The organism is Pseudomonas sp. WS 5078, from assembly GCF_012985745.1.
GTDB lineage: Bacteria > Pseudomonadota > Gammaproteobacteria > Pseudomonadales > Pseudomonadaceae > Aquipseudomonas > Aquipseudomonas lundensis_A.
In genome coordinates, this window is sequence record NZ_JAAQWX010000001.1 from 533,072 (window position 1) to 556,601 (window position 23,530).

Consider the following 23,530-nt stretch of genomic DNA (forward strand, 5'->3'; position numbering starts at 1 on the left):
GGAGCCTGCCATGAGCCTGCATGAAACTTTCGGTCAGCCACTGCTGACGTTTCCTGACGCTGAAAAAAGCCCACTGAGCATTCGCGCCAAGGCGCTGGTGTTTGTCGACCCGCGCTCACGCCAATTGCGCAGCGACCTCGAACTGTTGGCGCCTCGTTCACTGCCAGTACTGATCCGTGGCGAGACCGGCACCGGCAAGGAACTGCTGGCCCGCCACATTCATCGCGCCAGCGACCGTACGGGGTTATTTGTGTCGGTAAACTGCGGCGCGATCAGCCCCACCTATGCCGACGCTGAGCTGTTTGGCTACGCAGCCGGAGCCCACAGCAGTTCTGCCAGCAGCCGGGCGGGGTGGTTCGGGTCGGCCAACGGCGGCACGTTGTACCTGGACGAGATCGGGGATTTGCCGCTGGCGATTCAAATCAAATTACTGGCCGCGCTGGAAAACCACGAAGTCACCCGCGTGGGTGCCCATCAGCCCAACCCGGTGGATGTGCGGCTGGTGGCGGCCACCAGCATTGACCTGGCGCAGGCGATCGCGGCGGGCAAGTTCCATGAACGGCTGTATCACTATTTGAGCGAAGGGCGACTGGACTTGCCGGCCTTGCGCGAACGCCCGGGGGATATTTTGTCGCTGGCTGAATACTTTTTGGGGGTCTACAGCCAGCGTCTGAGCCTGCCCGTGCCTTTTATCAGCGACAGCGCGCAACAGGTACTCGAACGCCACAGTTGGCCCGGCAACACCCGCGAGCTGGAGAACGTGATCCATTTTGCGTTGCTGGTGAGCACGGGCGATGAGATCCAGCCCGAGCATTTGAACCTGCCGGATGCGCTGAGTCAGATCGAATTGTTCATCAGAGGCGCGACCGAGCAAGAGCTGGCAGCGCTCAAAGCCTTGTTGTAGGGCCTGATAACGCCTTTAAATAACTAATAGGTATAAGCCAGCGATTAAAAATTATTATTAGGGAATAAAGAATCTCGGTATTGTCAGCTCCGTCATCCAAATCAAGCCGTCATTCGAACGGCCACGTACGTAGGGGCATTGCATGAAAAAGGTTCTGTTGTTTACCGCATTGGCGGCTGCTTTGACGGCAGGCCTGGCGCAGGCTGGCGAGAAACTGGTGGTCGCTGCGACCCCCGTTCCCCACGCCGAAATCCTTGAGCTGATCAAACCGGCCCTCGCCAAAGAAGGCGTGGACCTGGACATCAAAGTCTTCACCGACTACGTGCAACCCAACGTGCAGGTCGATCAAAAGCGTCTCGACGCCAACTATTTCCAGACCCTGCCGTACTTAGAGAGCTTCAACAAAGGCAAAGGCACTCACCTTGAAACCGTGATCGGCGTTCACGTTGAACCGTTTGGGGGTTACTCGAAGAAAGTTAAATCGCTGGCCGAACTCAAAGACGGTGCAACCATCGCGATCCCCAACGAAGGCAGCAACAGCGGCCGTGCGTTGATCCTGTTGCAGAAGGCCGGTTTGATCGAACTCAAAGACCCTACAAATGCCGTCTCGACACCCAAGGACATCGCCAAAAACCCGCACAATTTCAAGTTCAAAGAGCTTGAATCCGCCATGCTGCCCCGCGTGCTGGATCAGGTCGATCTGGACATGATCAACACCAACTACGCACTGGAAGCAGGCTTGAACCCGGCTAAAGATGCCTTGGTGATTGAAGGGGCTGACTCGCCCTACGTGAACTACCTGGTTGCCCGCCCGGACAACAAGAACAGCGAAGCTATCCAGAAACTGGCCAAAGCCCTGACCAGCCCTGAGGTCAAAGCGTTCATTGAGAAGAAATACAACGGTGCCGTGCTGCCAGCGTTTTAACCCGTGCAGCGTCACCCCAAACGCCGACGGCTTGCACAGCGTCGGCGTTTTTCATTGCGCGTTACATCACCTAGCAGAGTTGCTAGGTAGGCAGCGTACCGTTTGACGGTGATGCTTGCTGCAACTCAGGCAAAGAAGCGCTCGGTCATGCCCCGCACACACTACGGCTACGACCCGCTGGATCGCTTGACCACCCACCAACTTGACTCAGCGCCACCTGCGCAGCGCTTTTATAACCGTGAACGCTTGAGTACACAGCTGCAGGGCGATCAACGCCAGTCGGTCTTTCAGTTCCAGAACCAACTCCTGGCAACCCGCAGAGCTGCCGACGCACAGCTTCTGGTGACTGACCAGCAACGCAGCGTGTTACTCGAACTCAGTGCTGGCGAAAAGGGTGCTTTGGCGTATAGCCCTTATGGGCATCAGACGGCTCAACCTGGGCAGCAAAGCCTGTTGGCTTTTAACGGAGAACTTCCTGACCCTTCAACCGGACACTATCTGCTAGGCAATGGCCATCGGGCCTACAACACCGTGCTCATGCGCTTCAACAGTCCGGACCGGTTAAGCCCGTTTAGTGCAGGAGGGATCAACGCCTATGCCTATTGCAAAGGGGACCCGGTGAATCGGGTAGACCCCAGCGGGCGGTTAGCCCTGGACAATATTCTTTCTATCGCACTCTCAATACTCGGCGTGGCTAGCGGCATCAATGGGGCCATACCCGGTGTCGGGTTTTGGAGCGCACTCAAAAACCTGAAAAAAAATACAATCTCGGTCGCTGCCGTGGCGAGAGTCGTCGGAACAACAGTGGGAATAACAGCCAGTGTCGTCGGCGTGGGCCGGCAGGTGGCAGCATCCAAGGACGAGGGGGATGACGGTAACGCACTGCTTTGGTCAATGCTGGGCCTCTCGGCACTGGGTTTAGCAGGAGGCGTGGGTGCTAACGTGTTCGGCTGGAGAGCGATGCGCAAACAGGCCAGACAGGCGAGAGCCAATAGTGCGTTTATTGAAACCTACGACTTTTTTAGAAGCCTCCCACAGGGCTCAAGAACCCAATCGCCCGTGGCTAACCGCGCTACGCCTGCCTCGTCAGCAAGCGTCTCAAGATCGTCTTCATCGGCAGGGGCTCCTGAGCCTTCAGCACCGCCTCTAGAGGTTTCTCATGAATCCTTTAACAATCAGGCAAGACAAATTTATGTGCTGAAAGAGCTGACCAAAATCCAGGCGAAAGCCGGAGATATAAGACGAAGCTCCTTTTAATCTGCGCACAGCCCCAAGCCGTCCCGCCCCCCTTCGAACGACCCACCCCATCGCCTGCTCCCTTTGAGGGATAACGCGCTAATTGACCAACGCCTGTGGCTTTCATATGGGCGACTTCTTACAAAGAAACAGACATGATTACCTGTCGCCGCACATAGAGTCCGACAGACACTGAACCCTGTTCTACGCTGTCAGTCGTATCGTCAGCTAAATCAGCATCACGCAAAGGAGCCTGCATGGCTGGTCCTCGAAGTATGGGTATGTTGGGCGTCAGCCTGGTGGTATTGCTGACCGCGTGCGGTAAAGAAGCCCCCAAAGCGCCTCTGTCGCCACGGGTGTATGTACAGCAGGTGAGCACGCGCGAATTTGCGCCCCCGATTCAACTCAGCGGAGACATTCAGGCGCGGGTCGAGACCCAGCTTTCTTTCCGCGTGGGCGGCAAAATTATCGAGCGTAGCGTAGACGTCGGCGATCATATTAAGGCCCACCAAGTGCTGGCGCGCCTGGACCCCAAAGATTTGAAAATCCAGGTCGCCACGGCGCAGGCCAGCGTGAATGCCCAGCAGGCGCAAGTGGTGCAAACCCGCGCCGCGTTTATCCGTCAGCAAAAACTGCTGCCAAAGGGCTATACCAGCCAAAGCGAATACGATGCCGCCAACGCCGCACAACTCAGCGCGCAAAGTGCACTGACCGCTGCTCAGGCGCAGTTGGCCAACGCCCGCGAACAGTTGAGTTACAGCAACCTCGAAGCCGAAGCACCGGGTGTCATTACGGCGCGACAGGCCGAAGTGGGGCAGGTGGTGCAAGCCACCATGCCGATTTTCACATTGGCCCGCGACGGCGCCCGGGATGCAGTGTTCAACGTTTACGAGTCCCTGTTCATCGAACCGCCCAAGGACCCGACCGTTCAGGTCACGCTGCTCAGCAATCCGCAGATCAAGGTCAAAGGCCAGATTCGGGAAATCACCCCCACCGTGGCGGCGCAAAGCGGCACCCTGCAAATCAAGGTACAGCTCGATGAACTGCCCAAGGGCATGGATTTAGGCTCGATCGTCAGCGTCAACCTGACCCCGCCGCCCAGCCGCAGCATCGAACTGCCCTGGTCGGCACTGACCAAAGACGTCAGCGAACCCGCTGTGTGGCTGGTGGACGACAACAACAGCGTGCGCCTGCAACGGGTGAAAGTCGGGCGTTATCTGACCGGCAGCGTCATCATCAACGAAGGCCTCAAGGACGGAGAGAACGTCGTGGTCGCAGGCGGCCAATTGTTGCACCCCGGCATGCAGGTCGAGATTGCCCCCGTCCCGGCCGGAGGTATTGAGCTATGAAGCCCTTCTGGATCGTGCCATTGGCCGCCGCCCTGCTGGTCGGTTGCTCCGAAGAGAAAGCCCCGGAACCGGTTCGCCCTGCGCTGTACGTGGTGGCTGAGCCTCAGCTGACAGAACACTTCGGCCGCTTCGCCGGCAATATCGAAGCGCGTTACGAAAGCACCTTGGGCTTTCGCGTGCCGGGGCGCATTGTGCGGCGTTATTACGACGTCGGCGCCGTGGTGAAACAGGGCGATATTCTGGCCAACCTCGACCCGACCGATCAGCAAAACCAACTGCGCGCCGCGCAAGGCGATCTGGCCAAAGCGCGGGCGCAGCTCATCAACGCACAAGCCAATGCCCGTCGTCAGCAAGAGCTGTTCAACCGCGGTGTCGGCGCCCAGGCGCAACTTGATACTGCCCAGGCTGACCTGAAAACCACGGCGGCTTCGATGCAACAGGCCGTGGCGGCGGTCAACCAGGCGCAAGACCAGCTCAGTTATTGCAACCTGCGCGCCGACCATGACGCCGTCATCACCGACTGGAAAGCCGAAGCTGGCCAAGTGGTCAGCATCGGTGAAGAGGTCGTCACGCTGGCCCGCCCCGAAATCAAGGAAGCCGTGATTGACCTGCCGGGGCCATTGGCCGAGGCGTTGCCCAAAGGCATCGAATTCCAAGTGGCGGGGCAGCTTGATCCCAACGTGAAAACCACCGCCCATGTGCGGGAAATCGCCCCGCAGGCCGACAGCGCCACCCGCACCCGGCGTACCCGCCTGACGCTGGACCAGACGCCGCCCGCGTTTCGCCTGGGCAGCTCGGTCAGCGTGACCGTCAGCAGTCCGATTGCCGAGCATTTCGAGCTGCCCGTCACCGCCCTGCAAGAAACCGACGGCAAAACCCGCGTGTGGATCATCGACACGCCCTCGCACACTGTCAGCCCGCATGAAGTCACCGTGCTGCGCCGTAACGCGCACACGGCGCTGTTGAGCGGCGGCCTCAAGAGCGGCGACAAAGTGGTCATTGCCGGGGTGAACAGCCTCACGCCCGGACAGAACGTCAGACTGGATAAGGAAAGCTCGCAATGAATGGGAAGTTCAACCTGTCCGAGTGGGCCCTGAAGCATCAGTCGTTTGTCTGGTATTTGATGTTCGTCGCGGTCCTTGCCGGGATCTTTTCGTACATGAACCTGGGGCGCGCCGAAGACCCCAGCTTCGCCATCAAGACCATGGTGATTCAGACTCGCTGGCCGGGCGCCACGGTCGATGAAACCATGCTGCAGGTCACGGACCGGATCGAGAAAAAACTCGAGGAACTCGACTCGCTGGACTACGTGCAAAGCTACACCCGCCCCGGTGAGTCCACGGTGTTCGTGTTCCTCAAGGACACCACCGAGGCCAAGGCGATTCCGCAGATCTGGTACCAGGTGCGCAAGAAAATCGACGACATTCGCGGCGACTTCCCCCAAGGCATTCAAGGCCCGGGGTTCGACGACGAGTTCGGTGATGTGTACGGCACCATTTACGCCTTTACCGGCGACGGTTTCACCATGCGCCAACTGCGCGATTACGTGGAGCATGTGCGCACCGGGATTCGCGACGTGCCCAATCGCGGCAAGGTGATGACCATTGGCGAGCAGGATGAGACGTTTTACCTGAATTTCTCGACCCGCAAACTCGCTGCGCTGGGGCTGGATCAGCAGCAGGTGCTGCAAAGCCTGCAAGCACAAAACGCCGTGACCCCCGCCGGGGTGATCGAAGCGGGGCCGGAGCGCATGTCGGTGCGCACCTCCGGGCAATTCCACACCACTGAAGACCTCGAAGCCGTCAACCTGCGGGTCAATGACCGGTTCTATCGCCTGGCAGACATTGCCGAAATCACCCGGGGTTATGTTGACCCTGCTTCACCGATGTTCCACTACAACGGTAAACCGGCCATCGGCCTGGCCATCGCCATGAACGATGGCGGCAACATTCAGGCGTTCGGGCAGGAACTGCAACAACGCATCGACGACCTGACAGCCGAACTGCCGCTGGGGGTGGACGTGCACATGGTGTCGGACCAGGCCCAAGTGGTTGAAGTGGCCGTGGGCGGCTTCACCAGTGCGCTGTTCGAAGCGGTGATTATCGTGCTGGGGGTGAGTTTTATCAGCCTCGGCCTGCGCGCCGGACTGGTGGTGGCCATCTCGATCCCGCTGGTGCTGGCGCTGGTGTTTGTGTTCATGGAGTTCACCGGCATCGCCATGCAGCGGGTGTCGCTGGGTGCGCTGATCATCGCCCTCGGCCTGCTGGTGGATGACGCCATGATTACCGTGGAGGTCATGATTACGCGGCTCGAAATGGGGGAAAGCAAGGAGCAAGCGGCCACGTTTGCCTACCACTCCACGGCTTTCCCGATGCTCACCGGCACGTTGGTGACGGTCGCCGGTTTCGTGCCTATCGGGCTCAACAACAGCTCGGCCGGGGAGTACACCTTCACCCTGTTCGCGGTGATAGCCGTCGCGATGCTGGTCTCGTGGGTGGTGGCCGTGTTGTTCGCGCCGGTGCTGGGCGTGCATATCCTCAGCGCCAAGGTCAAACCCAAGCCCGAGAAGCCAGGGCGTCTGGCCCATGCGTTTGATACGGGCCTGCTGTGGTGCATGCGCCATCGGTGGCTCACCATTGGCGCGACTGTGCTGATGTTCGTGCTGTCGGTGTTCGGCCTGGGCCTGGTGCAAAACCAGTTCTTCCCGTCGTCAGACCGACCTGAAATTCTGGTGGACCTGAACCTGCCGCAAAACGCCTCCATCGCTGAAACCCTCAAGGTCACTCAGCGCTTTGAGGACACCCTCAAGGGCGACCCGGACATCGTGCGCTGGAGCAGTTACATCGGCGAGGGTGCGATCCGTTTCTACCTGCCGCTGGACCAGCAACTGCAAAACCCGTTTTTTGCCCAACTGGTGATCGTCAGCACCGGGCTTGAGAGCCGCGATGCGCTGATGGCTCGCCTGGAGAAACGCTTGCGCGACGACTTTGTGGGCGTCGGCACGTTCGTGCACACCCTTGAGCTGGGGCCGCCGGTGGGTCAGCCGCTGCAATACCGCGTCAGTGGCCCGAACATCGATCAGGTGCGCAAACACGCGATTGATCTGGCCACGGTGCTCGATGCCAACTCGAACGTTGGTGAAATCAACTTCAACTGGAACGAACCCGGCAAAGTCCTGCGCATCGACATTGCTCAGGACAAAGCCCGCCAGTACGGCCTCTCGTCCGAAGACGTGGCCCGCGTGATGAACAGCATCGTCAGCGGCGCGGCGGTCAGTCAGGTCAAAGACGACATTTACCTGATCAACATTGTCGGCCGGGCGGTGGGCACCGAGCGGGACTCCCCGGAAACCCTGCTCAACCTGCAAATCACCACCCCGAGCGGCACCTCCATTCCATTGCTGGCCTTTGCCTCCGTGCGGTATGAACTGGAGCAACCGCTGATCTGGAGCCGCGACCGCATCCCGACCCTGACCCTCAAGGCGTCGGTGCGCGGCAGCATGCAACCGACCGACCTGGTGGCGGACCTCAAGCCGGCTATCGACAAATTTGCGGCAGAGTTGCCCCGTGGCTACACGCTGCAAACCGGTGGCACAGTGGAGCAAAGCGCCAAGGCGCAAGGCCCGATCGCGCACGTGGTGCCGTTGATGCTGTTTTTGATGGCGACCTTTTTGATGATCCAGTTGCAGAGCGTGCAGAAGATGTTTCTGGTGGCCAGTGTCGCGCCACTGGGGCTGATCGGCGTGGTGCTGGCGCTGGTGCCGACCGGAACGCCTATGGGCTTTGTGGCGATCCTGGGGATTCTGGCGCTGGTGGGCATCATTATTCGTAACTCGGTGATTCTGGTGACGCAGATCGACCAGTTCGAGCGCGACGGCTACGACCCGTGGCACGCCGTGGTGCAAGCGACTGAACACCGTCGTCGGCCGATCTTGCTGACTGCTGCGGCCGCCAGCTTGGGCATGATCCCGATTGCCCGCGAAGTGTTCTGGGGGCCGATGGCCTACGCCATGATTGGCGGCATCATCTCTGCCACCTTGCTGACCTTGCTGTTCCTGCCCGCGCTGTACGTGGCCTGGTACAAAATCAAGGAGTCGAAGGAACCCAGCCCGGTCGCCAAATAATCGAGGCAGGGGGCGTATGCGGGAGGGCTAAAGAGAGGCCCGCCTGCAAAAGCCCCTCATCCCAACCCTCTCCCGCCGGGAGAGGGTGCGTGAGCGCGGGCTTTCAGTCCGACCGCAACACCACGACCCCCAGCACATCGCAGCCTTCCTGCAACAACAGTGCAGTCGCCTCACACACCGCGTTCAATTCCTGCTGGGCACTGCTGGCGGCGCTTAAGTGGGACAAACTGCGTAACAAATTCTTGGCCGCCTGAAAGCGCTGCTCGGCACAACAGAGCAGGGCAGACACAGAGGCGCGGGTATCAATCAGAAGAACGTCGGAGCCGACAGGGTTGTCGGTTTGCGGAAGGTAATGCGGCATTTTTCAAACTCCTGAAGAGAAGGAGCCACTTCAATCAGCTTGCACGCAGAAAGAGGGTGGCAGCTGTGCGCGGGTGTGCAAGACCGGTTACCTACCCACCCGGCAGACCCTGAGGTCTCCCGCGCACAACCGCCATAACGCAGGTGCAGGCGCGGAGCCTAGCAAGCGAAATGGAAAGTTGGAATCGGTAGGGACAGGCTTGCACACCTGATCGCTGAAAATTCAGCGACGGCGCGGACTATAGGCAGCCCGTAACGGCCATCACAATGGGGGCAAACACGAGCAAGCCTGATCCCACAACAGTCAGGGAAAGGTCCGTAGAACCGGCCGAGGTCAAGCGCGGCCCCAACCACAAGCCCGCCCATTGCGGGCGGGCTTGTCTCGATCAACGCACCAGGTGCAAGAACTGCATATGGCGCTCGTACTGGTCGAGGATGTCGTTGATGATTTGCTCTTTGGTGTAGCCGGTCAGGTCGTAGTCCTGACTGCCTTCACTCAAGTGCACTTCGGCCCGGTAGTAACGGCGGTTACGCAGCTCTTTGGGGCCCATGCCGCCACGGGCGAACGATGGGGTGAAGTAGCCGCGCATCTGCACCTGGTACACGAACGGGTGTTCGTCACCGTGGCCGATTTCCAGGCTCACGTTGTCGTTGGCCGGGTCAGGCTGGGTGACGACGTTAAGCCCTTTCTCAAGGAACACGGCGCTTACTTCTTCAATCGCTGGCCGCACCGTGGTGTCCATAAAGCGGTACACCTCGTCGCGTGACGGGAAGTGCACGGCCTGGCTCAAGCGCTGACGCCAGCCGCCACGCCCGCGGCGCGAAGCCGAGACCGGTGCCAGCGAGTGCATTTGCGCGATCTTCTTCTGCGACTCCAGATAGAACGCCTTGTGCAGGCCCCACATCATCAGCAACAGAATCAACGAGAACGGCAACGAGGTCAGCACCACTGCCGATTTCAGCGCATCGATGCTGCCGGAGAACAACAGCGCACTGGTGACCAGCGCGGTCATCGCCCCCCAGAACACGCGCAGCCATTTCGGGCCGTCTTCATCAGGGTTGCCGCCACGGGCCGAGAGGGTGGACAGCACCACCGTGCCGGAGTCGGCCGAGGTCACGAAGAACACAAAACTGATGAACACCGTCACGGCGATCACGGTTTTGCTCCACGGGTAGGTTTCCAGCAGCAGGTACAGGGTGCGCGACGGGTCGTCGATGGCCGACTGGCCAAGGGCAACCATGCCATGGTTGAGCACTTGGTCGATGGCGCTGTTGCCGAAGATCGACATCCAGGCCAGGGTGAAGCCCAGCGGGATCAGCAGCACGCCAAACACGAACTCACGGATGGTCCGGCCACGGGAGATACGCGCAATGAACAGGCCCACAAACGGCGACCATGCGATCCACCAGGCCCAATAGAAGACGGTCCAGCCACCCAGCCAGTCGCTTGGCTTGTCGTAGGCGTACACGTCGAAACTCTTGGTCGGCAGCGAGCCGAGGTAGTCACCGATGTTTTGCACCAGGGTGTTGAGCAAATGCTGGGTCGGCCCGGCAAATAGCACAAACAGCAGCAGCGCGCAGGCCAGCAGCATGTTGATATCGGACATCACCCGCACGCCTTTATCGACGCCGGCAATTGCCACCAAAATGGCAGCGCCCATCATCAGCGTGATCAGGCCCACCTGCACCCATTGGGTGTGCGGCATGCCGAACAGGTAGTCGAGGCCAGAATTGAGGTGCAACACCCCAAAGCCCATATCAGCGCCCAAACCGAACACCGTGGCGATGATGCCGAAACCATCCACGGCATACCCGATCGGGCCATTGATGCGCTTGCCGATCAGCGGGTAAAGCGCCGAGCGCAGCGCCAGCGGCAGGTTGTGGCGGTACGCAAAGTACGCCAGTGCCATACCGACAAAGGCAAACACACCCCAGCCGTGCAGGCCCCAGTGCAAGAACAGCAACTGCATACCCTGACGCGCCGCCTCGGCGTTACCGGCAGGGCCTTGCGGCGGGTTGAGCATGTGCGTCAGGGGTTCGGACACGCAGAAGAAAAATAGCGTGATGCTGATCCCGGCGGCAAAGAGCATGCCCGCCCAGGACAGGTAACTGAACTCAGGTTCGTCGTGGTCGGCACCGAGCTTGATCTTGCCGTAGCCGGACAAGGCGGTGACGACCACGAAGATCAGATACAGGGTCATCGCTAGCATGTAGTACCAGCCGACCGTATTGGCCGCCCAGTTTTGTGCTGCCAGCAGCCATTCACCGGCCGCTGCGGGCATGGCAATCACCACCACCCCAAAGATCAGAATAAAGATCGCCGCGAAGTAAAAAACCGGCGGGTTCATGCGAATGGAAGACGTCTCAGACGTCAGGGGTACACTCATTGGATGTGCACCTTATAGAGGTAAAACGAGAGCAAAAAGAGCGGATTCGGCAAAGGTAAGCCTCCTGTTGTGAGCGGGCAGCGGACCACCGTTTTAAGTTGAACACGTATTCAAGTTAAACATGGATGGCCTTTTAGAACTAATCGCTGCCCACGGCTTCACGTCTAATACGTTAGCGCATGGCAAGGTATGACACATGGCCATGATCAACGTTCAGCCGTTGTCACAAGGGGCTTTCAGCGCGAAGAGGGCACTGATGAAAAAGAGGGATTTTCAGCGATGAAAAAAATTCAGAAAAAATTCTTCCCCCCGCGCATTTGATCAAAAAACAGACAAATCCAGCGGCCGAATCGCCCCCATCCAGATCGCATGTTCGGTGTGGTCCAGCAGGTCGTCTCCCGTCTCAGGGTGCAGAAACACCACCAGCCCATTGCGATGCAGCGCCAGCCACGGCAAGACCACGCCGATCAACTCCGGGCCGAATGCCAACTGGCAGCTCCAGTCGGGGTGCGGGCCGACCGGTTTTTCGTGGACGCGGCCCATGTGCAGCTTGAAAAGACGCGTGGCTTCTTCGGCAAGTGCACGCGCCTGGTCGAGGGTCGTGGCGTCAAAATAGAGGTGGGCGTGGTAGCCCTTGATGCGTTGCATGAGTGCCTCTTGAAGACGATGCCAAGGGTGGGGGCGCTTTACAGCGCCAGCAACCTGCGCAATTGAGCCAGTGCGGGGGCGGTGTCGGGGCGCACGCCGCGCCATACAAAGAAGGCTTCTGCCGCCTGTTCGGCCAGCATCCCTAACCCGTCCATGACTTGGCCTGCACCCTGTTCGACGGCCCACGCGCAAAACGGCGTCGGCTCTTTGCCATACATCATGTCGTAGCACAGGGTGTTGCCCGGCTCGATCAGGCTGCTGGCAATGGGCGGGACTTCACCGGCCAGGCTGGCCGATGTCGCGTTGATGATCAAATCCACCGGTTCGCGCAACCAGTCAAACCCACTGGCCGCCACGGGGCCAAGGTCGCTGAACAGTTCGGCCAGCCCTTCGGCTTTCTCGACCGTGCGGTTGGCGATGGTCACTGAGGCCGGGCCTTGCGCCAGAATCGGCTCCAGTGCGCCACGCACCGCGCCACCGGCGCCGAGGATGAGGATGCGTTTGCCCTTGAGGCTGAAACCCGCATTGACCGTCAAATCACGCACCAGCCCGGCGCCGTCGGTGTTATCGCCCAGCAAACTGCCATCAGCCAGTTTGCTCAGGGTGTTCACCGCGCCGGCTCGTTGCGCACGGGCACTCAGTTGGCTGGCCAGTTGGTAAGCCTGCTCCTTGAAGGGCACGGTCACATTCGCCCCGCGACCTTCTTTGAAGAACGCGGTGGCGCAGCCCTGAAAATCATCCAGCGGCGCCAGCAGGGTGTCGTACTGCATGGCCTGCCCAGTTTGCTCGGCAAACAAGCGGTGCAACACCGGCGATTTGCTATGGGCAATCGGGTTACCAAAAACGACGTAACGGTCCATCAGGCAAATTCCTCAGGCAATGTCAGGCGTTGGCCAGCCAGTCTCGGTCTTGCAGGAAGTAGTCGGTCAGGCGCGCTTCTGGGCTGCCGGGCTCGGCTTTCCAGTCGTAGCCCCAGCGCACCTGCGGCGGCAATGACATCAGGATCGACTCGGTACGGCCACCGGACTGCAAGCCGAACAAGGTGCCACGATCGTAGACCAGATTGAACTCGACGTAGCGGCCACGGCGAAACTCTTGAAACTCGCGCTGCTGCGCTGTGTATTCATCCGCCTTGCGGCGCTGAACGATCGGCAGGTAGGCGTCGATGTACGCGTCGCCGATGGCACGAATGAAGGCGAAACAGGTGTCGAAATCCCATTCGTTCAGGTCATCAAAAAACAGACCGCCAATGCCACGCGGCTCGTTGCGGTGCTTGATGTGGAAATAGGTGTCGCACCAGGCTTTGTAACGCGGGTACACCTCAGCGCCAAACGGCGCGCAGGCCTGTTCGGCAATGCGGTGCCAGTGCACGCAGTCTTCTTCGACGGCGTAGTAGGGCGTGAGGTCGAAACCGCCACCAAACCACCACACCGGCTCTTCCCCTTCTTTTTCAGCGATGAAAAAGCGCACGTTGGCGTGGGAAGTCGGCACATGCGGGTTGTGCGGGTGGATCACCAGCGACACGCCCAGCGCCTCAAAACCGCGGCCCGCCAGTTCAGGGCGATGCGCGCTGGCGGACGGCGGCAAACCGCTGCCGAAGACGTGGGAAAAGTTGACGCCGCCTTTTTCGATCACGTGGCCGTTTTCGATCACGCGTGTACGACCGCCGCCACCTGCCGGACGCTGCCAGGCGTCTTCAACGAAGCGCGTGCCGCCGTCTTCGGTTTCCAGAGCGTTGCAAATACGGTCTTGAAGGTCGAGCAGATAGGCTTTCACAGCCTCGGTGCGGGTAGTCATGACATCACCTTGAATAGGTCAAAGCTACGCGGCACTTCGTCAGAGCGGGGCCGGCGGCAAAGGGCCGCTAGCATAACACCGCGTCCCGCCTCCTCGCAGTTGACGAAGATCACGCTTAAGCGTTGGATGTAGCCTTCGTGAACCCAGCGAGGACAGTGCAGATGGCTAAACGTATTCAGTTTCGGGCCCACGGCGGCCCTGAAGTGCTTGAGTTTGTTGACTACTCCCCCGCCGAGCCGGGCCCGCAGCAGGTGCGGGTGCGCAATGAGGCCATCGGTCTTAATTTCATCGACACCTATTACCGCGGCGGTTTGTACCCGCTGCCCGAGCTGCCATCCGGGCTGGGCAACGAAGGGGCAGGGGTGGTGGATGCCATCGGCAGCGACGTACGCAACGTTAACGTTGGCGACCGCGTAGCCTACGGCACCGGCCCGCTGGGGGCTTACAGCGAGTTGCACGTATTACCCGCCGCAAATGTGGTGAAGCTGCCCGACGACATTTCGTGCGAAGAGGCCGCCGCCGTAATGCTGAAAGGCCTGACGGTGCAGTACTTGTTGCGTCAGACCTATGAACTCAAGGGTGGCGAAACCATTCTGTTCCACGCGGCAGCCGGTGGCGTGGGTTCGATTGCCTGCCAATGGGCCAAGGCGCTGGGCGTACAGCTGATCGGCACGGTCAGTTCTCCGAAAAAAGCGGCATTGGCCAAAAAGCTGGGTGCGTGGGCAACCATCGACTACAGCCACGAAGATGTGGCCCAACGCGTGCTGGAACTGACCGACGGTAAGAAATGCCCCGTGGTCTATGACGGTGTCGGTAAAGATACCTGGCTGACGTCCCTGGACTGCCTGTCGCTGCGTGGCTTGATGGTCAGCTTCGGTAACGCGTCGGGTGCCGTGACGGGGGTGAATTTGGGGATTTTGTCGCAGAAGGGCTCGTTGTATGTGACCCGGCCAACACTGGCGTCCTACGCCAATACCCCTGAAAACCTGCAGAAAATGGCGGACGAGCTGTTCGACATGATCCGCAGCGACAATATTGTGGTGGACATCAGCCAGCGCTTTGCCTTGAAGGATGCCGCTCAGGCACAAACCGAACTCTCAGCGCGCCGCACAACCGGCTCGACCATTCTGGTGCCTTGAGTTCAAACAACCGATTGCCGCTGCCGAAGGCCTCGCAGCCTGCGACAGCGGCCCCGATTTGAATCAGGCCGGGCGAACCACGTTGCCGGTCGCCAGATCGCGAATCAGGCTCGGATTCTTACGCCCGCCCAGGTTGCCACCCAACACATGGTCAATTTGCCCACGGAAGTACTGCTCCACCTTCAGTCGCGTGCGCGCAGCCGGCAAACCCGCCGGGTTGGCTGACGTCGATACGACAGGCCCTACCAATGAACACAGTTCGCGCACCAGCGGGTGATCGCTCACGCGCAACGCCACGGTGTCGTGCACGCCAGTGATCCACTCGGGCAACAAGCCCTGATGCGGCACCAGCCAGGTGTTCGGCCCCGGCCAGGTGCTGGCCATGCGGTCGAGCCAGTCCTGTGGGAAGTCTTCAAACAGGAAGTCGAACTGATGAATATTGTCGGCAACCAAAATCAGGCCTTTATCCACAGGCCTCGACTTGATGGCCAGCAGCCGTTCTACCGCGTCCTCATCCCATGGGTCGCAACCCAAACCCCAGACAGCTTCGGTGGGATAGGCAATCACCGCGCCCGCGCGAATGGCGGTTGCGGCTTGCTGTACGCGCCAGGTGCTGATCATTGAATGTCTCCAGATATGTGCTGTGCGCAAGTGTACTTAGCTGGCGCGAGCAAACCAACGTCCACCCTCCAGGACGACGCGGCCTTCAAGCTCCAGTTCGGTCAGGGCGGCGAGCAGTGCAGGCAACGCCCAGCCGCTGGCACTGGCCAGTCCTTCGCTGGTGTAAGGCGAAGCCTGCAACAATTGCACAAGCGGATGACAACTTGGCGTAAACAATTCACCGGTTGGCACCGCCATTGAGCGCCAGCCGCGTAACCCTTCCAGAATGTGCTCGACGGTTTCCACCAGCGTAGCCCCGTCGCGGATCAATTGATGACAGCCCCGAGCGCCAGGATGGTGGATGGAACCGGGCATGGCGTACACCTCTCGTCCCTGCTCGGCGGCAAGACGCGCAGTAATCAGCGAGCCACTGGCCACACTGGCTTCAACGACCAATACGCCCAGGGATAGACCGCTGATAATGCGATTGCGCCGGGGGAAGTTGCTGGCGTGTGGCCCGGCGTCCAGCGGGAACTCTGAAACAACGGCACTGCCGCTCGCAATCATGGCGTCGGCCAGAGCACGATGGCGCTGTGGATAAAGTTTTTGCAACCCGGTGCCGAGCACCCCCACCGTCTGACCGCCGATGTCCAGCGCGGCTTGATGTGCGGCGCCATCAATCCCCAGCGCCAGACCACTGGTAATGACAAATCCGGCGCCTGCCAAGGCGCGCGAAAACGCGCTGGCGGTGTCCAGTCCCGGCCGCGAAGCGCGTCGGCTGCCGACCATTGCCAACTGGGGTTTTTCCAGAATCGACGGCTCACCTGCCACGAATAACAGGGGCGGCGCGTCGCTGAGTTCAGCCAGTAACGCCGGGTAATCGGGCTGGTCGTGGAGCAGCACGTGCTGGTTGCAGCCCTCAAGCCAGCGCAATGCAGCGCTTGCGCCGTCGCGCACCTCAACACTGCGCCGGGCTTGTGCGCAGACCGACGGCAAGCCCAACGCCCGCCACGCACTGGCAGGCGCACTCAGCGCCGAGCTGGCTGAGCCAAAGGCATTGAACAGGGTGTAATAACGACGAGGTCCTACTTCGGGCAAGCGATGCAGGCGCAAACGCGCTTCCAGCTCGGCCGGGGAAATACGCGAACATTCAGACAGCGACATAGGATCATCCTTGATCTGTTTCAGCAGCGTTACGAAGTCAACAACCTGTGGATAACTCTGTTAACAAGTTGTTTGGGAAATTCACCCACCGGGGTGGCGGGGTGTGTCGATACCCTTGAAATACAGGGCGCATCCCCCACCTTAGTAGAACGATTCAGCCAGACACCGAAGAGGCAAAAGGCCACTTTGCAGAATCGCATTAGAAGTGGGCAATACACCTCAGGCCCTGCAAGCATCCGACTCACAATCAACGCAGGCGGGGCCTGAGTTTCAGGACCAGAAGGCAGCTGTAAAACCAGGCCACGGGTGTCATATCCGCTGACAAACGAGCCCTCACCAGTCGGTTTCAAAGTGCTACAAGCGCCAGACCGCAAGGCGTACGTACCCTGCAGCCCGGCAGCTAGTCGTTTCATCCGCGGGTGAATCCCTTTATTATGTGCGCTCGCGTGAAACGCCTGAGCCCGAGCGGGTTCTCTCTGAAAGAGACGTTTTGCACAGGTTGCCCGAGTCCTCAGGACCCACCTGACAACCGTTATTAATCTTTCATACAGTGCAGCAATTACGCCTATGGCCATCTTGAACATCCTCGAATTCCCAGACTCGCGACTACGCACCATCGCCAAGCCCGTGGAGGTTGTGGACGACGAAGTGCGTCAGTTGATCGACGACATGTTTGAAACCATGTACGAAGCGCCCGGCATCGGCCTGGCAGCGACCCAGGTCAACGTCCACAAGCGCATCGTGGTCATGGACCTGAGCGAAGACCGCAGCGCACCGATGGTCTTCATCAACCCGGCGTTCGAAACCCTGACTGACGAGATGGACCAGTACCAGGAAGGTTGCCTGTCAGTGCCGGGTTTCTATGAAAACGTAGATCGCCCGCAACGCGTCAAAATCAACGCGCTGGACCGTGATGGCAAACCGTTCGAAATGATTGCCGAGGGTTTGCTGGCCGTGTGCATCCAGCACGAGTGCGATCACCTCAACGGCAAGCTGTTCGTCGATTACCTGTCTAATCTCAAGCGTGACCGGATCAAGAAGAAGCTGGAAAAACTGCACCGCCAGAACGCTTGACCGGCCCTGCGGCTGCCGCCCACGCACGCGCCTGAGATCCCGCGCGAGGCGGCTGTGTTCCGAGGCAACACCGGTATGCCTGAAGCCCCCGCCGCCGGGGGCTGGCACGGCAGCGGATACCGGTAGTTCCCGGGATTATTCCCGCGCATTCCCCCATTCCAAGTGAGTAATCCATGACTGAGCCACTGCGCATCGTCTTTGCTGGCACCCCAGAATTCGCCGCTGAACACCTCAAGGCACTGCTCGACAGCCCTTACGAGATCGTTGCGGTTTACACCCAACCGGACCGTCCGGCCGGGCGCGGGCAAAAGCTGATGCCAAGCCCGGTCAAGCAACTCGCGCAGGAACACTCTATTGCTGTCATGCAGCCGCCCACTTTGCGTGCGCCTGACGCCCAGGCTGAACTGGCTGCGCTCAAGCCGGACTTGATGGTCGTAGTGGCCTATGGCCTGATCCTGCCGCAAGCCGTGCTGGATATTCCGCGTCTGGGCTGTATCAACAGTCACGCCTCGCTGCTGCCACGCTGGCGCGGTGCGGCGCCGATCCAGCGGGCCATTGAAGCGGGCGACAGCAAAAGCGGCGTGACCGTAATGCACATGGAGGCGGGTCTAGACACCGGCCCCATGCTGCTAACGGCCGTTACCCCTATCACGCGTGAAGACACCGGCGGCAGCCTGCATGATCGTCTGGCCGAGCTGGGCCCGCCTGCGGTGATCGAAGCCATTGCCGGCCTGGCCGCCGGCACGTTGGTGGGCGAAGTGCAGGACGACAGCCTCGCAACCTACGCCCACAAGCTGAACAAAGACGAAGCACGCATCGACTGGAATCGTCCGGCAAGTGAGCTTGAGCGACAGATTCGCGCGTTCAACCCATGGCCGATTTGCCACACCACGTTGAATGGCGAAACCATGAAGGTGCTCGCGGCAAATGTGCCTTATCTGAACCATGAGCAAGCACCGGGAACCATTTTAGGCGCATCCAAAGAAGGCCTTCTGGTGAGCTGCGGGAAGGGCGCGTTGCGCCTGACACGCCTGCAATTACCCGGTGGCAAAGCGCTGAACTTCAGCGACTTTTTCAACAGCCGCCGTGAGAAATTCGCTATCGGCACCACCCTCGGTGAAACGGAAAAAGCCCAATGAACCCGCGTCTGGCCGCCGCCAAGGCACTGACTGCTGTTCTGAACGGCAAAGCCTCGCTTAACAGCTCATTGCCGTTACAACTGGATAAAGTCGAAGTCCGCGACCGCGGCCTGACCCAAGACCTCGCATTCGGCACGGCACGCTGGCAGCCACGCCTGTCCGCGCTGGCCAACAAGCTGCTGCAAAAGCCGTTCAAAGCAGCAGACGCCGACGTCGAGGCTTTGCTACTTGTCGGCCTGTATCAACTGCTCTACACCCGCATTCCCGCGCACGCCGCCATCGGTGAAACCGTGGGTTGCGCCGACAAGCTGAAAAAACCGTGGGCCAAAGGCCTGCTGAACGCCGTGTTGCGTAACGCCCAGCGCGAAAGCGAGGCATTGTTGGCCGAGCTGGAACACGATCCGGTGGTGCGCACGGCGCACCCGCGCTGGTTGCAAAAATCCCTGAAAGCATTCTGGCCTGAGCAATGGGAAGCCATTTGCGCAGCCAATAACGCGCATCCCCCTATGATTCTGCGGGTCAATCGTCGCCATCATCGCCGTGATGCCTACCTGCAATTGCTGGTGGACGCCGGTGTCGAGGCGACGCCGTGTGTATTCAGTCAGGACGGCATCGTGCTGGCTGAAGCCTGTGACGTGCGGAACCTGCCAGGCTTCGCCGAAGGCTGGATCAGCGTGCAGGACGAAGCCGCGCAACTGGCCGCCGACTTGCTCGATCTGGCCCCCGGCCAGCGCGTGCTCGACGCCTGCTGCGCACCGGGTGGCAAAACCTGTCACATCCTTGAAGTTGAACCCACGCTGGCAGGGGTTGTGGCTGTGGATCTGGAAGCCAAGCGTCTGGTGCGTGTGCGCGAGAACCTTGAGCGCCTGGGCTTGAGTGCCGAACTGATCGCTGCTGACGGCCGCGACACCGCCACGTGGTGGGACGGCAAGCCCTTCCAGCGCATTTTGCTGGATGCGCCTTGCTCGGCGACAGGCGTGATCCGACGTCACCCGGACATCAAGCTGACACGCCAACCAGACGACATCGCCGCCCTCGCGACCCTGCAAGGCGAGTTGCTGGACGCAATGTGGCCGACGCTCGACGTCGGTGGCATTCTGCTCTACGCCACGTGCTCGACGCTGCCGACCGAGAACACCGAGGTGATTGAAGCGTTCCTTGCCCGCACACCGGGTGCGCGTGAGCTGGACATCGCCGGTGATTTCGGCCTCAAGCAACCGCACGGGCGCCAGCTGCTGGCCCAGGAAGGCGGGCATGATGGCTTCTACTACGCCAAATTGATCAAGATCGCAGCTGCTCGCGGCTAATCGAGAACAGGAAATGACGGCATGAAAATCATCATCCTCGGCGCAGGCCAGGTCGGCGGCACCCTGGCAGAGCATCTGGCCAGTGAAGCCAACGACATCACAGTGGTCGATACCGACGGCGAACGCCTGCGCGACCTCGGTGACCGCCTCGACATCCGCACCATTCAGGGCCGCGCCTCGTTGCCCAATGTGCTGCGTCAGGCAGGCGCCGACGATGCCGACATGCTGGTGGCGGTGACCAACAGCGACGAGACCAACATGGTCGCCTGCCAGGTGGCGTACTCGCTGTTCCACACCCCGACCAAAATTGCCCGGGTGCGCGAATCGGCCTACCTGAGCCGCGGTGAAGAGCTGTTCGACAACGACGCGATTCCGGTCGATGTGCTAATCAGCCCCGAGCAGGTCGTGACCAATTACATCAAACGCCTGATCGAACACCCCGGCGCCTTGCAAGTGATCGACTTTGCTGAAGGCAAAGCACAACTGGTGGCGGTGAAGGCGTACTACGGCGGCCCGCTGATTGGTCAGCAATTGCGCCAATTGCGCGAACATATGCCGAACGTGGATACACGCGTGGCGGCTATTTTCCGACGTGATCGTCCGATTACCCCCCGTGGCGATACCGTGATCGAGGCAGACGACGAAGTCTTTTTCATCGCAGCCCGCGCCAACATTCGCGCTGTGATGAGCGAAATGCGCCGCCTGGACGAGAGCTACAAGCGCATCGTGATTGCCGGTGGTGGACAGATCGGTGAGCGGCTGGCCGAGGCTATTGAAAGCCGTTATCAGGTCAAGATCATCGAAATGAGCGCTGCACGCTGCCGCTATCTGTCGGACACGCTCGACAGCACGGTGGTGCTGCAAGGCAGCGCCTCGGACCGCGACCTGATGCTCGAGGAAAACATCGCCGACGCCGACCTGTTCCTGGCACTGACCAACGATGACGAAGCCAACATCATGTCGTCGCTGCTGGCCAAGCGTCTGGGGGCCAAGAAGGTCATGACCATCATCAACAACCCCGCGTATGTGGACCTGATTCAGGGCGGCGAAATCGACATCGCCATCAGCCCTCAATTGGCCACCATCGGCACCTTGCTGGCCCACGTGCGCCGCGGCGATATCGTCAGCGTGCACTCTCTGCGGCGCGGTGCGGCCGAGGCTATCGAAGCCATCGCCCACGGTGACTCGAAGTCGAGCAAGGTAATCGGACGGCGCATCGGTGAGATCCACTTGCCACCGGGCACCACCATTGGCGCGATTATTCGTGATGAAGAAGTGCTGATTGCCCACGACGCCACCGTCATCAATGCGGGTGACCACGTGATTTTGTTCCTTGTGGATAAAAAGCATATTCGCGACGTCGAGAAGCTGTTCCACGTAGGACTGAGCTTTTTCTAAGGAGCCAGACGGATGTTGGATTCACTCGAAAAGATGCTGGCCAAGGGTGTGGATAACGCATTGCTGCGTTTTGGACTGGGCAAGGGTTATCTCGACCTTGGGGATAACCTCAAGGCGGCAGAGCATCTGCAACGCTGCGTGACATTCGACCCCAAGTATTCCGCTGCGTGGAAGTTGTTGGGCAAAGCGTACGTGGCGGCAGGGGATCGGGATGCGGCGCGCTCGGCGTGGGAGCAGGGGCTTGCGGCAGCGCAGGCCCACGGCGACAAACAGGCCGAAAAAGAAATGACCGTGTTTTTGAAGAAGCTCGACAAGTAGTCACTGCCGTAACCTGCGCCAGCAACTACAAGGTCTATGGGAGGGCGCTTCAGTACCAGCGCGCTTCGCCCGGCGGACGCTTTTTGAAGCGCTTCATGCTCCACATGTACTGGCTCGGGTAAGCCCGCACATATTTCTCCACCACTTGGCTCATCGCTTTGCACGACGTCTCTGTGTCGGTGCTGTACATGGCTTCGGGCGCCGCCTCAAGAATCACTTTGAAGCCCGAGCCGTCAGGCAGGCGCAAGGCGTGCAGGAACACCCCCACGGCTTTGCCGCCCGCCAGCATGTTGGGCACAAACTTGCTGGTCAGGGCCATGGTGCCGAGGAACGGTACGAAGATACCCGCCGATTCCGCGGGCTCCGGGTCTGCCGGGATGCCGACCTGACCGCCTTTGCGCACTTCTTTGATGACACTCAGGATGCCTTCTTTAGTCGACGCCGCCACGCGGTTGCCCAATTGCACGCGCTGTTTGCGCAGCAGTTCGTCCACGGCCTTGAGCTTGGGCGGGCGGTAGAAAATGATCGGCTTGCACTGGCTGCAATAGAAGTGATTGAGCACTTCCCAGTTACCCAGGTGGCTCGTGATCCCGACCACACCCTTGCCGGAGGCCAGAGCGTCCTTGAGCACGTCCAGCCCTTCAACTTCACGCACCAGGTCGATGGAACGCTGGGCAGGCCAGATCCACGCGCAGGCGCTTTCCGTCAGGCTTTTGCCGATGTCCTTAAGGCTTTGGCCCACCAGTTGCTCACGGGCAACCGGGTCCATTTCCGGGAAGCATTTCGCGAGGTTGATCCGCACCACTTCCCGCGAACGGTTGGGCAGTTTCCACATCAGCCAGCCGATGGCCGAGCCCACACGCTGCACTGCACCCCACGGGAGCATGGCAAACACGCGCAACGCCCCGACCAACAAGGCACCTTTAAACTTTTCCACAGGGGGGTTCCCATTCAATACAAAAAACAGCGTTTGTAGTCGCGGCCGAGGCAAGCGGCTGCGACCACGGGGTTCAAGAGTGGCCAGCATTCTAACCGCCGTTTGCCAGCTCCGCGTAGCGGTAGCAGGTGGTGGCGTGGTCCATGACCATGCCACTGGCTTGCATGAAGGCGTAGCAAATGGTCGGGCCGACGAACGTGAACCCGGCTTTTTTCAAGCCTTTGCTCATGGCTTCAGCCTCGGGCGTAACCGCCGGAAACTCATGCCGTTCGGTGAAGTGATTGATCTTGGGCGTCCCTCCCACAAACGACCACAAGAACGCCACCGGGTTGTCCAACGCCAGCCAGGCCTGGGCATTGCGCCGGGCACCCGCCACTTTCAGGCGGTTGCGAATGATCCCCGGATCTTGCAGCAACCTCTCTATTTCGGCGTCGCTCATGACCGCCAGGCGCTCGGCATCAAAGCCGAACATGACCTTGCGATAGTGCTCGCGTTTCTTCAGAACCGTGATCCATGACAGGCCCGCCTGGAACCCTTCGAGCAATAACAACTCGAACAACCCGTGCGCATCGCGCAACGGCACGCCCCACTCAAGATCGTGATAGGCCATGTACAGAGGGTCATCCGAACACCAGAAACAACGTGCCATAAAGGCTCCAAGAGGTGGAGGCGCGACCGAATCGGGTATACTCCCGCTCTTTAAATCGCAGCCCAAGAAACAGGTG

21 protein-coding genes are annotated in these 23,530 nt (G+C 60.1%); 12 read left to right on the top strand and 9 right to left on the bottom strand.

Annotation, left to right across the window (positions count from 1 at the left end; genetic code table 11):
- Positions 1-10: 10 nt before the first annotated feature.
- The 6 genes from HBN68_RS02515 (at position 11) to HBN68_RS02540 (ending at position 8,537) form a co-directional block, all read left to right on the top strand.
- Positions 11-904, top strand: coding sequence for a sigma 54-interacting transcriptional regulator (locus HBN68_RS02515; protein WP_169962437.1), 894 nt, complete (start codon positions 11-13; stop codon positions 902-904).
- Between the two features lie 142 nt (positions 905-1,046).
- Complete coding sequence (locus HBN68_RS02520) at positions 1,047-1,829, top strand: MetQ/NlpA family ABC transporter substrate-binding protein (RefSeq protein WP_169962439.1); 783 nt, start codon at positions 1,047-1,049, stop codon at positions 1,827-1,829.
- Positions 1,830-1,940: 111 nt separating this feature from the next.
- The gene (locus HBN68_RS02525; RefSeq protein WP_169962563.1) at positions 1,941-3,086 is read left to right on the top strand and encodes an RHS repeat-associated core domain-containing protein; all 1,146 of its coding nucleotides are present in this window, start codon (positions 1,941-1,943) and stop codon (positions 3,084-3,086) included.
- A 236-nt stretch (positions 3,087-3,322) separates the two neighbouring features.
- Positions 3,323-4,414, top strand: a complete 1,092-nt coding sequence (locus HBN68_RS02530) for an efflux RND transporter periplasmic adaptor subunit (protein ID WP_169962441.1) — start codon at positions 3,323-3,325, stop codon at positions 4,412-4,414.
- Positions 4,411-5,478 carry an efflux RND transporter periplasmic adaptor subunit gene (locus tag HBN68_RS02535; RefSeq protein ID WP_169962443.1) on the top strand — a complete coding sequence of 356 codons (1,068 nt, stop codon included), beginning with the start codon at positions 4,411-4,413 and terminating at the stop codon, positions 5,476-5,478. Before HBN68_RS02530 ends, HBN68_RS02535 begins: the two co-directional genes overlap by 4 nt.
- Positions 5,475-8,537: an efflux RND transporter permease subunit gene (locus tag HBN68_RS02540; protein ID WP_169962445.1), complete on the top strand. Its 3,063-nt coding sequence runs from the start codon at positions 5,475-5,477 to the stop codon at positions 8,535-8,537. Before HBN68_RS02535 ends, HBN68_RS02540 begins: the two co-directional genes overlap by 4 nt.
- A 103-nt stretch (positions 8,538-8,640) precedes the next feature.
- Here the strand turns inward: HBN68_RS02540 and HBN68_RS02545 are convergent, their stop codons facing one another.
- From HBN68_RS02545 to hemF, 5 genes are all read right to left on the bottom strand, one after another.
- Entirely contained in the window at positions 8,641-8,898 is a 258-nt protein-coding gene (locus tag HBN68_RS02545; RefSeq protein ID WP_169962447.1) for a hypothetical protein, read from the bottom strand.
- Between the two features lie 385 nt (positions 8,899-9,283).
- Positions 9,284-11,284 (bottom strand): choline transporter BetT, encoded by a 2,001-nt coding sequence (gene betT, locus HBN68_RS02550; protein ID WP_094994927.1) that lies wholly within the window; start codon positions 11,282-11,284, stop codon positions 9,284-9,286.
- A 321-nt stretch (positions 11,285-11,605) separates the two neighbouring features.
- Entirely contained in the window at positions 11,606-11,932 is a 327-nt protein-coding gene (locus HBN68_RS02555; protein WP_094994928.1) for a DOPA 4,5-dioxygenase family protein, read from the bottom strand.
- A gap of 38 nt (positions 11,933-11,970) precedes the next feature.
- Positions 11,971-12,792 (bottom strand): shikimate dehydrogenase, encoded by an 822-nt coding sequence (aroE, locus tag HBN68_RS02560; RefSeq protein WP_094994929.1) that lies wholly within the window; start codon positions 12,790-12,792, stop codon positions 11,971-11,973.
- Between the two features lie 22 nt (positions 12,793-12,814).
- The gene (gene hemF / locus HBN68_RS02565; protein WP_169962449.1) at positions 12,815-13,729 is read right to left on the bottom strand and encodes an oxygen-dependent coproporphyrinogen oxidase; all 915 of its coding nucleotides are present in this window, start codon (positions 13,727-13,729) and stop codon (positions 12,815-12,817) included.
- A 161-nt stretch (positions 13,730-13,890) separates the two neighbouring features.
- On the opposite strand from hemF, the gene HBN68_RS02570 reads away from it, so the two are divergent.
- Complete coding sequence (locus HBN68_RS02570; RefSeq protein ID WP_094994931.1) at positions 13,891-14,868, top strand: NADPH:quinone reductase; 978 nt, start codon at positions 13,891-13,893, stop codon at positions 14,866-14,868.
- Between the two features lie 63 nt (positions 14,869-14,931).
- On the opposite strand, the gene HBN68_RS02575 is transcribed toward HBN68_RS02570, so the two are convergent.
- Positions 14,932-15,489 carry a Sua5/YciO/YrdC/YwlC family protein gene (locus HBN68_RS02575; protein WP_094994932.1) on the bottom strand — a complete coding sequence of 186 codons (558 nt, stop codon included), beginning with the start codon at positions 15,487-15,489 and terminating at the stop codon, positions 14,932-14,934.
- A 36-nt stretch (positions 15,490-15,525) separates the two neighbouring features.
- On the bottom strand, positions 15,526-16,632 hold the full coding sequence (dprA, locus tag HBN68_RS02580; RefSeq protein ID WP_169962452.1) for a DNA-processing protein DprA: 1,107 nt from the start codon (positions 16,630-16,632) through the stop codon (positions 15,526-15,528).
- Between the two features lie 567 nt (positions 16,633-17,199).
- Between dprA and def the strand changes: the two genes are divergently transcribed.
- The 5 genes from def (at position 17,200) to HBN68_RS02605 (ending at position 21,868) form a co-directional block, all read left to right on the top strand.
- Positions 17,200-17,706, top strand: coding sequence for a peptide deformylase (gene def / locus HBN68_RS02585; protein ID WP_094994934.1), 507 nt, complete (start codon positions 17,200-17,202; stop codon positions 17,704-17,706).
- A 173-nt stretch (positions 17,707-17,879) separates the two neighbouring features.
- Positions 17,880-18,845, top strand: coding sequence for a methionyl-tRNA formyltransferase (gene fmt, locus HBN68_RS02590; RefSeq protein ID WP_169962454.1), 966 nt, complete (start codon positions 17,880-17,882; stop codon positions 18,843-18,845).
- The gene (rsmB, locus tag HBN68_RS02595) at positions 18,842-20,152 is read left to right on the top strand and encodes a 16S rRNA (cytosine(967)-C(5))-methyltransferase RsmB (RefSeq protein WP_169962456.1); all 1,311 of its coding nucleotides are present in this window, start codon (positions 18,842-18,844) and stop codon (positions 20,150-20,152) included. Before fmt ends, rsmB begins: the two co-directional genes overlap by 4 nt.
- Positions 20,153-20,173: 21 nt before the next feature.
- The gene (gene trkA / locus HBN68_RS02600) at positions 20,174-21,550 is read left to right on the top strand and encodes a Trk system potassium transporter TrkA (protein ID WP_047278959.1); all 1,377 of its coding nucleotides are present in this window, start codon (positions 20,174-20,176) and stop codon (positions 21,548-21,550) included.
- A gap of 12 nt (positions 21,551-21,562) precedes the next feature.
- Positions 21,563-21,868: a tetratricopeptide repeat protein gene (locus HBN68_RS02605; protein ID WP_094994937.1), complete on the top strand. Its 306-nt coding sequence runs from the start codon at positions 21,563-21,565 to the stop codon at positions 21,866-21,868.
- 49 nt (positions 21,869-21,917) lie between these two features.
- On the opposite strand, the gene HBN68_RS02610 is transcribed toward HBN68_RS02605, so the two are convergent.
- Both HBN68_RS02610 and HBN68_RS02615 read right to left on the bottom strand, forming a co-directional pair.
- Positions 21,918-22,805 carry a lysophospholipid acyltransferase gene (locus HBN68_RS02610; protein WP_094994938.1) on the bottom strand — a complete coding sequence of 296 codons (888 nt, stop codon included), beginning with the start codon at positions 22,803-22,805 and terminating at the stop codon, positions 21,918-21,920.
- 91 nt (positions 22,806-22,896) lie between these two features.
- Complete coding sequence (locus HBN68_RS02615) at positions 22,897-23,454, bottom strand: DNA-3-methyladenine glycosylase I (protein ID WP_094994939.1); 558 nt, start codon at positions 23,452-23,454, stop codon at positions 22,897-22,899.
- Positions 23,455-23,530: the final 76 nt, after the last annotated feature.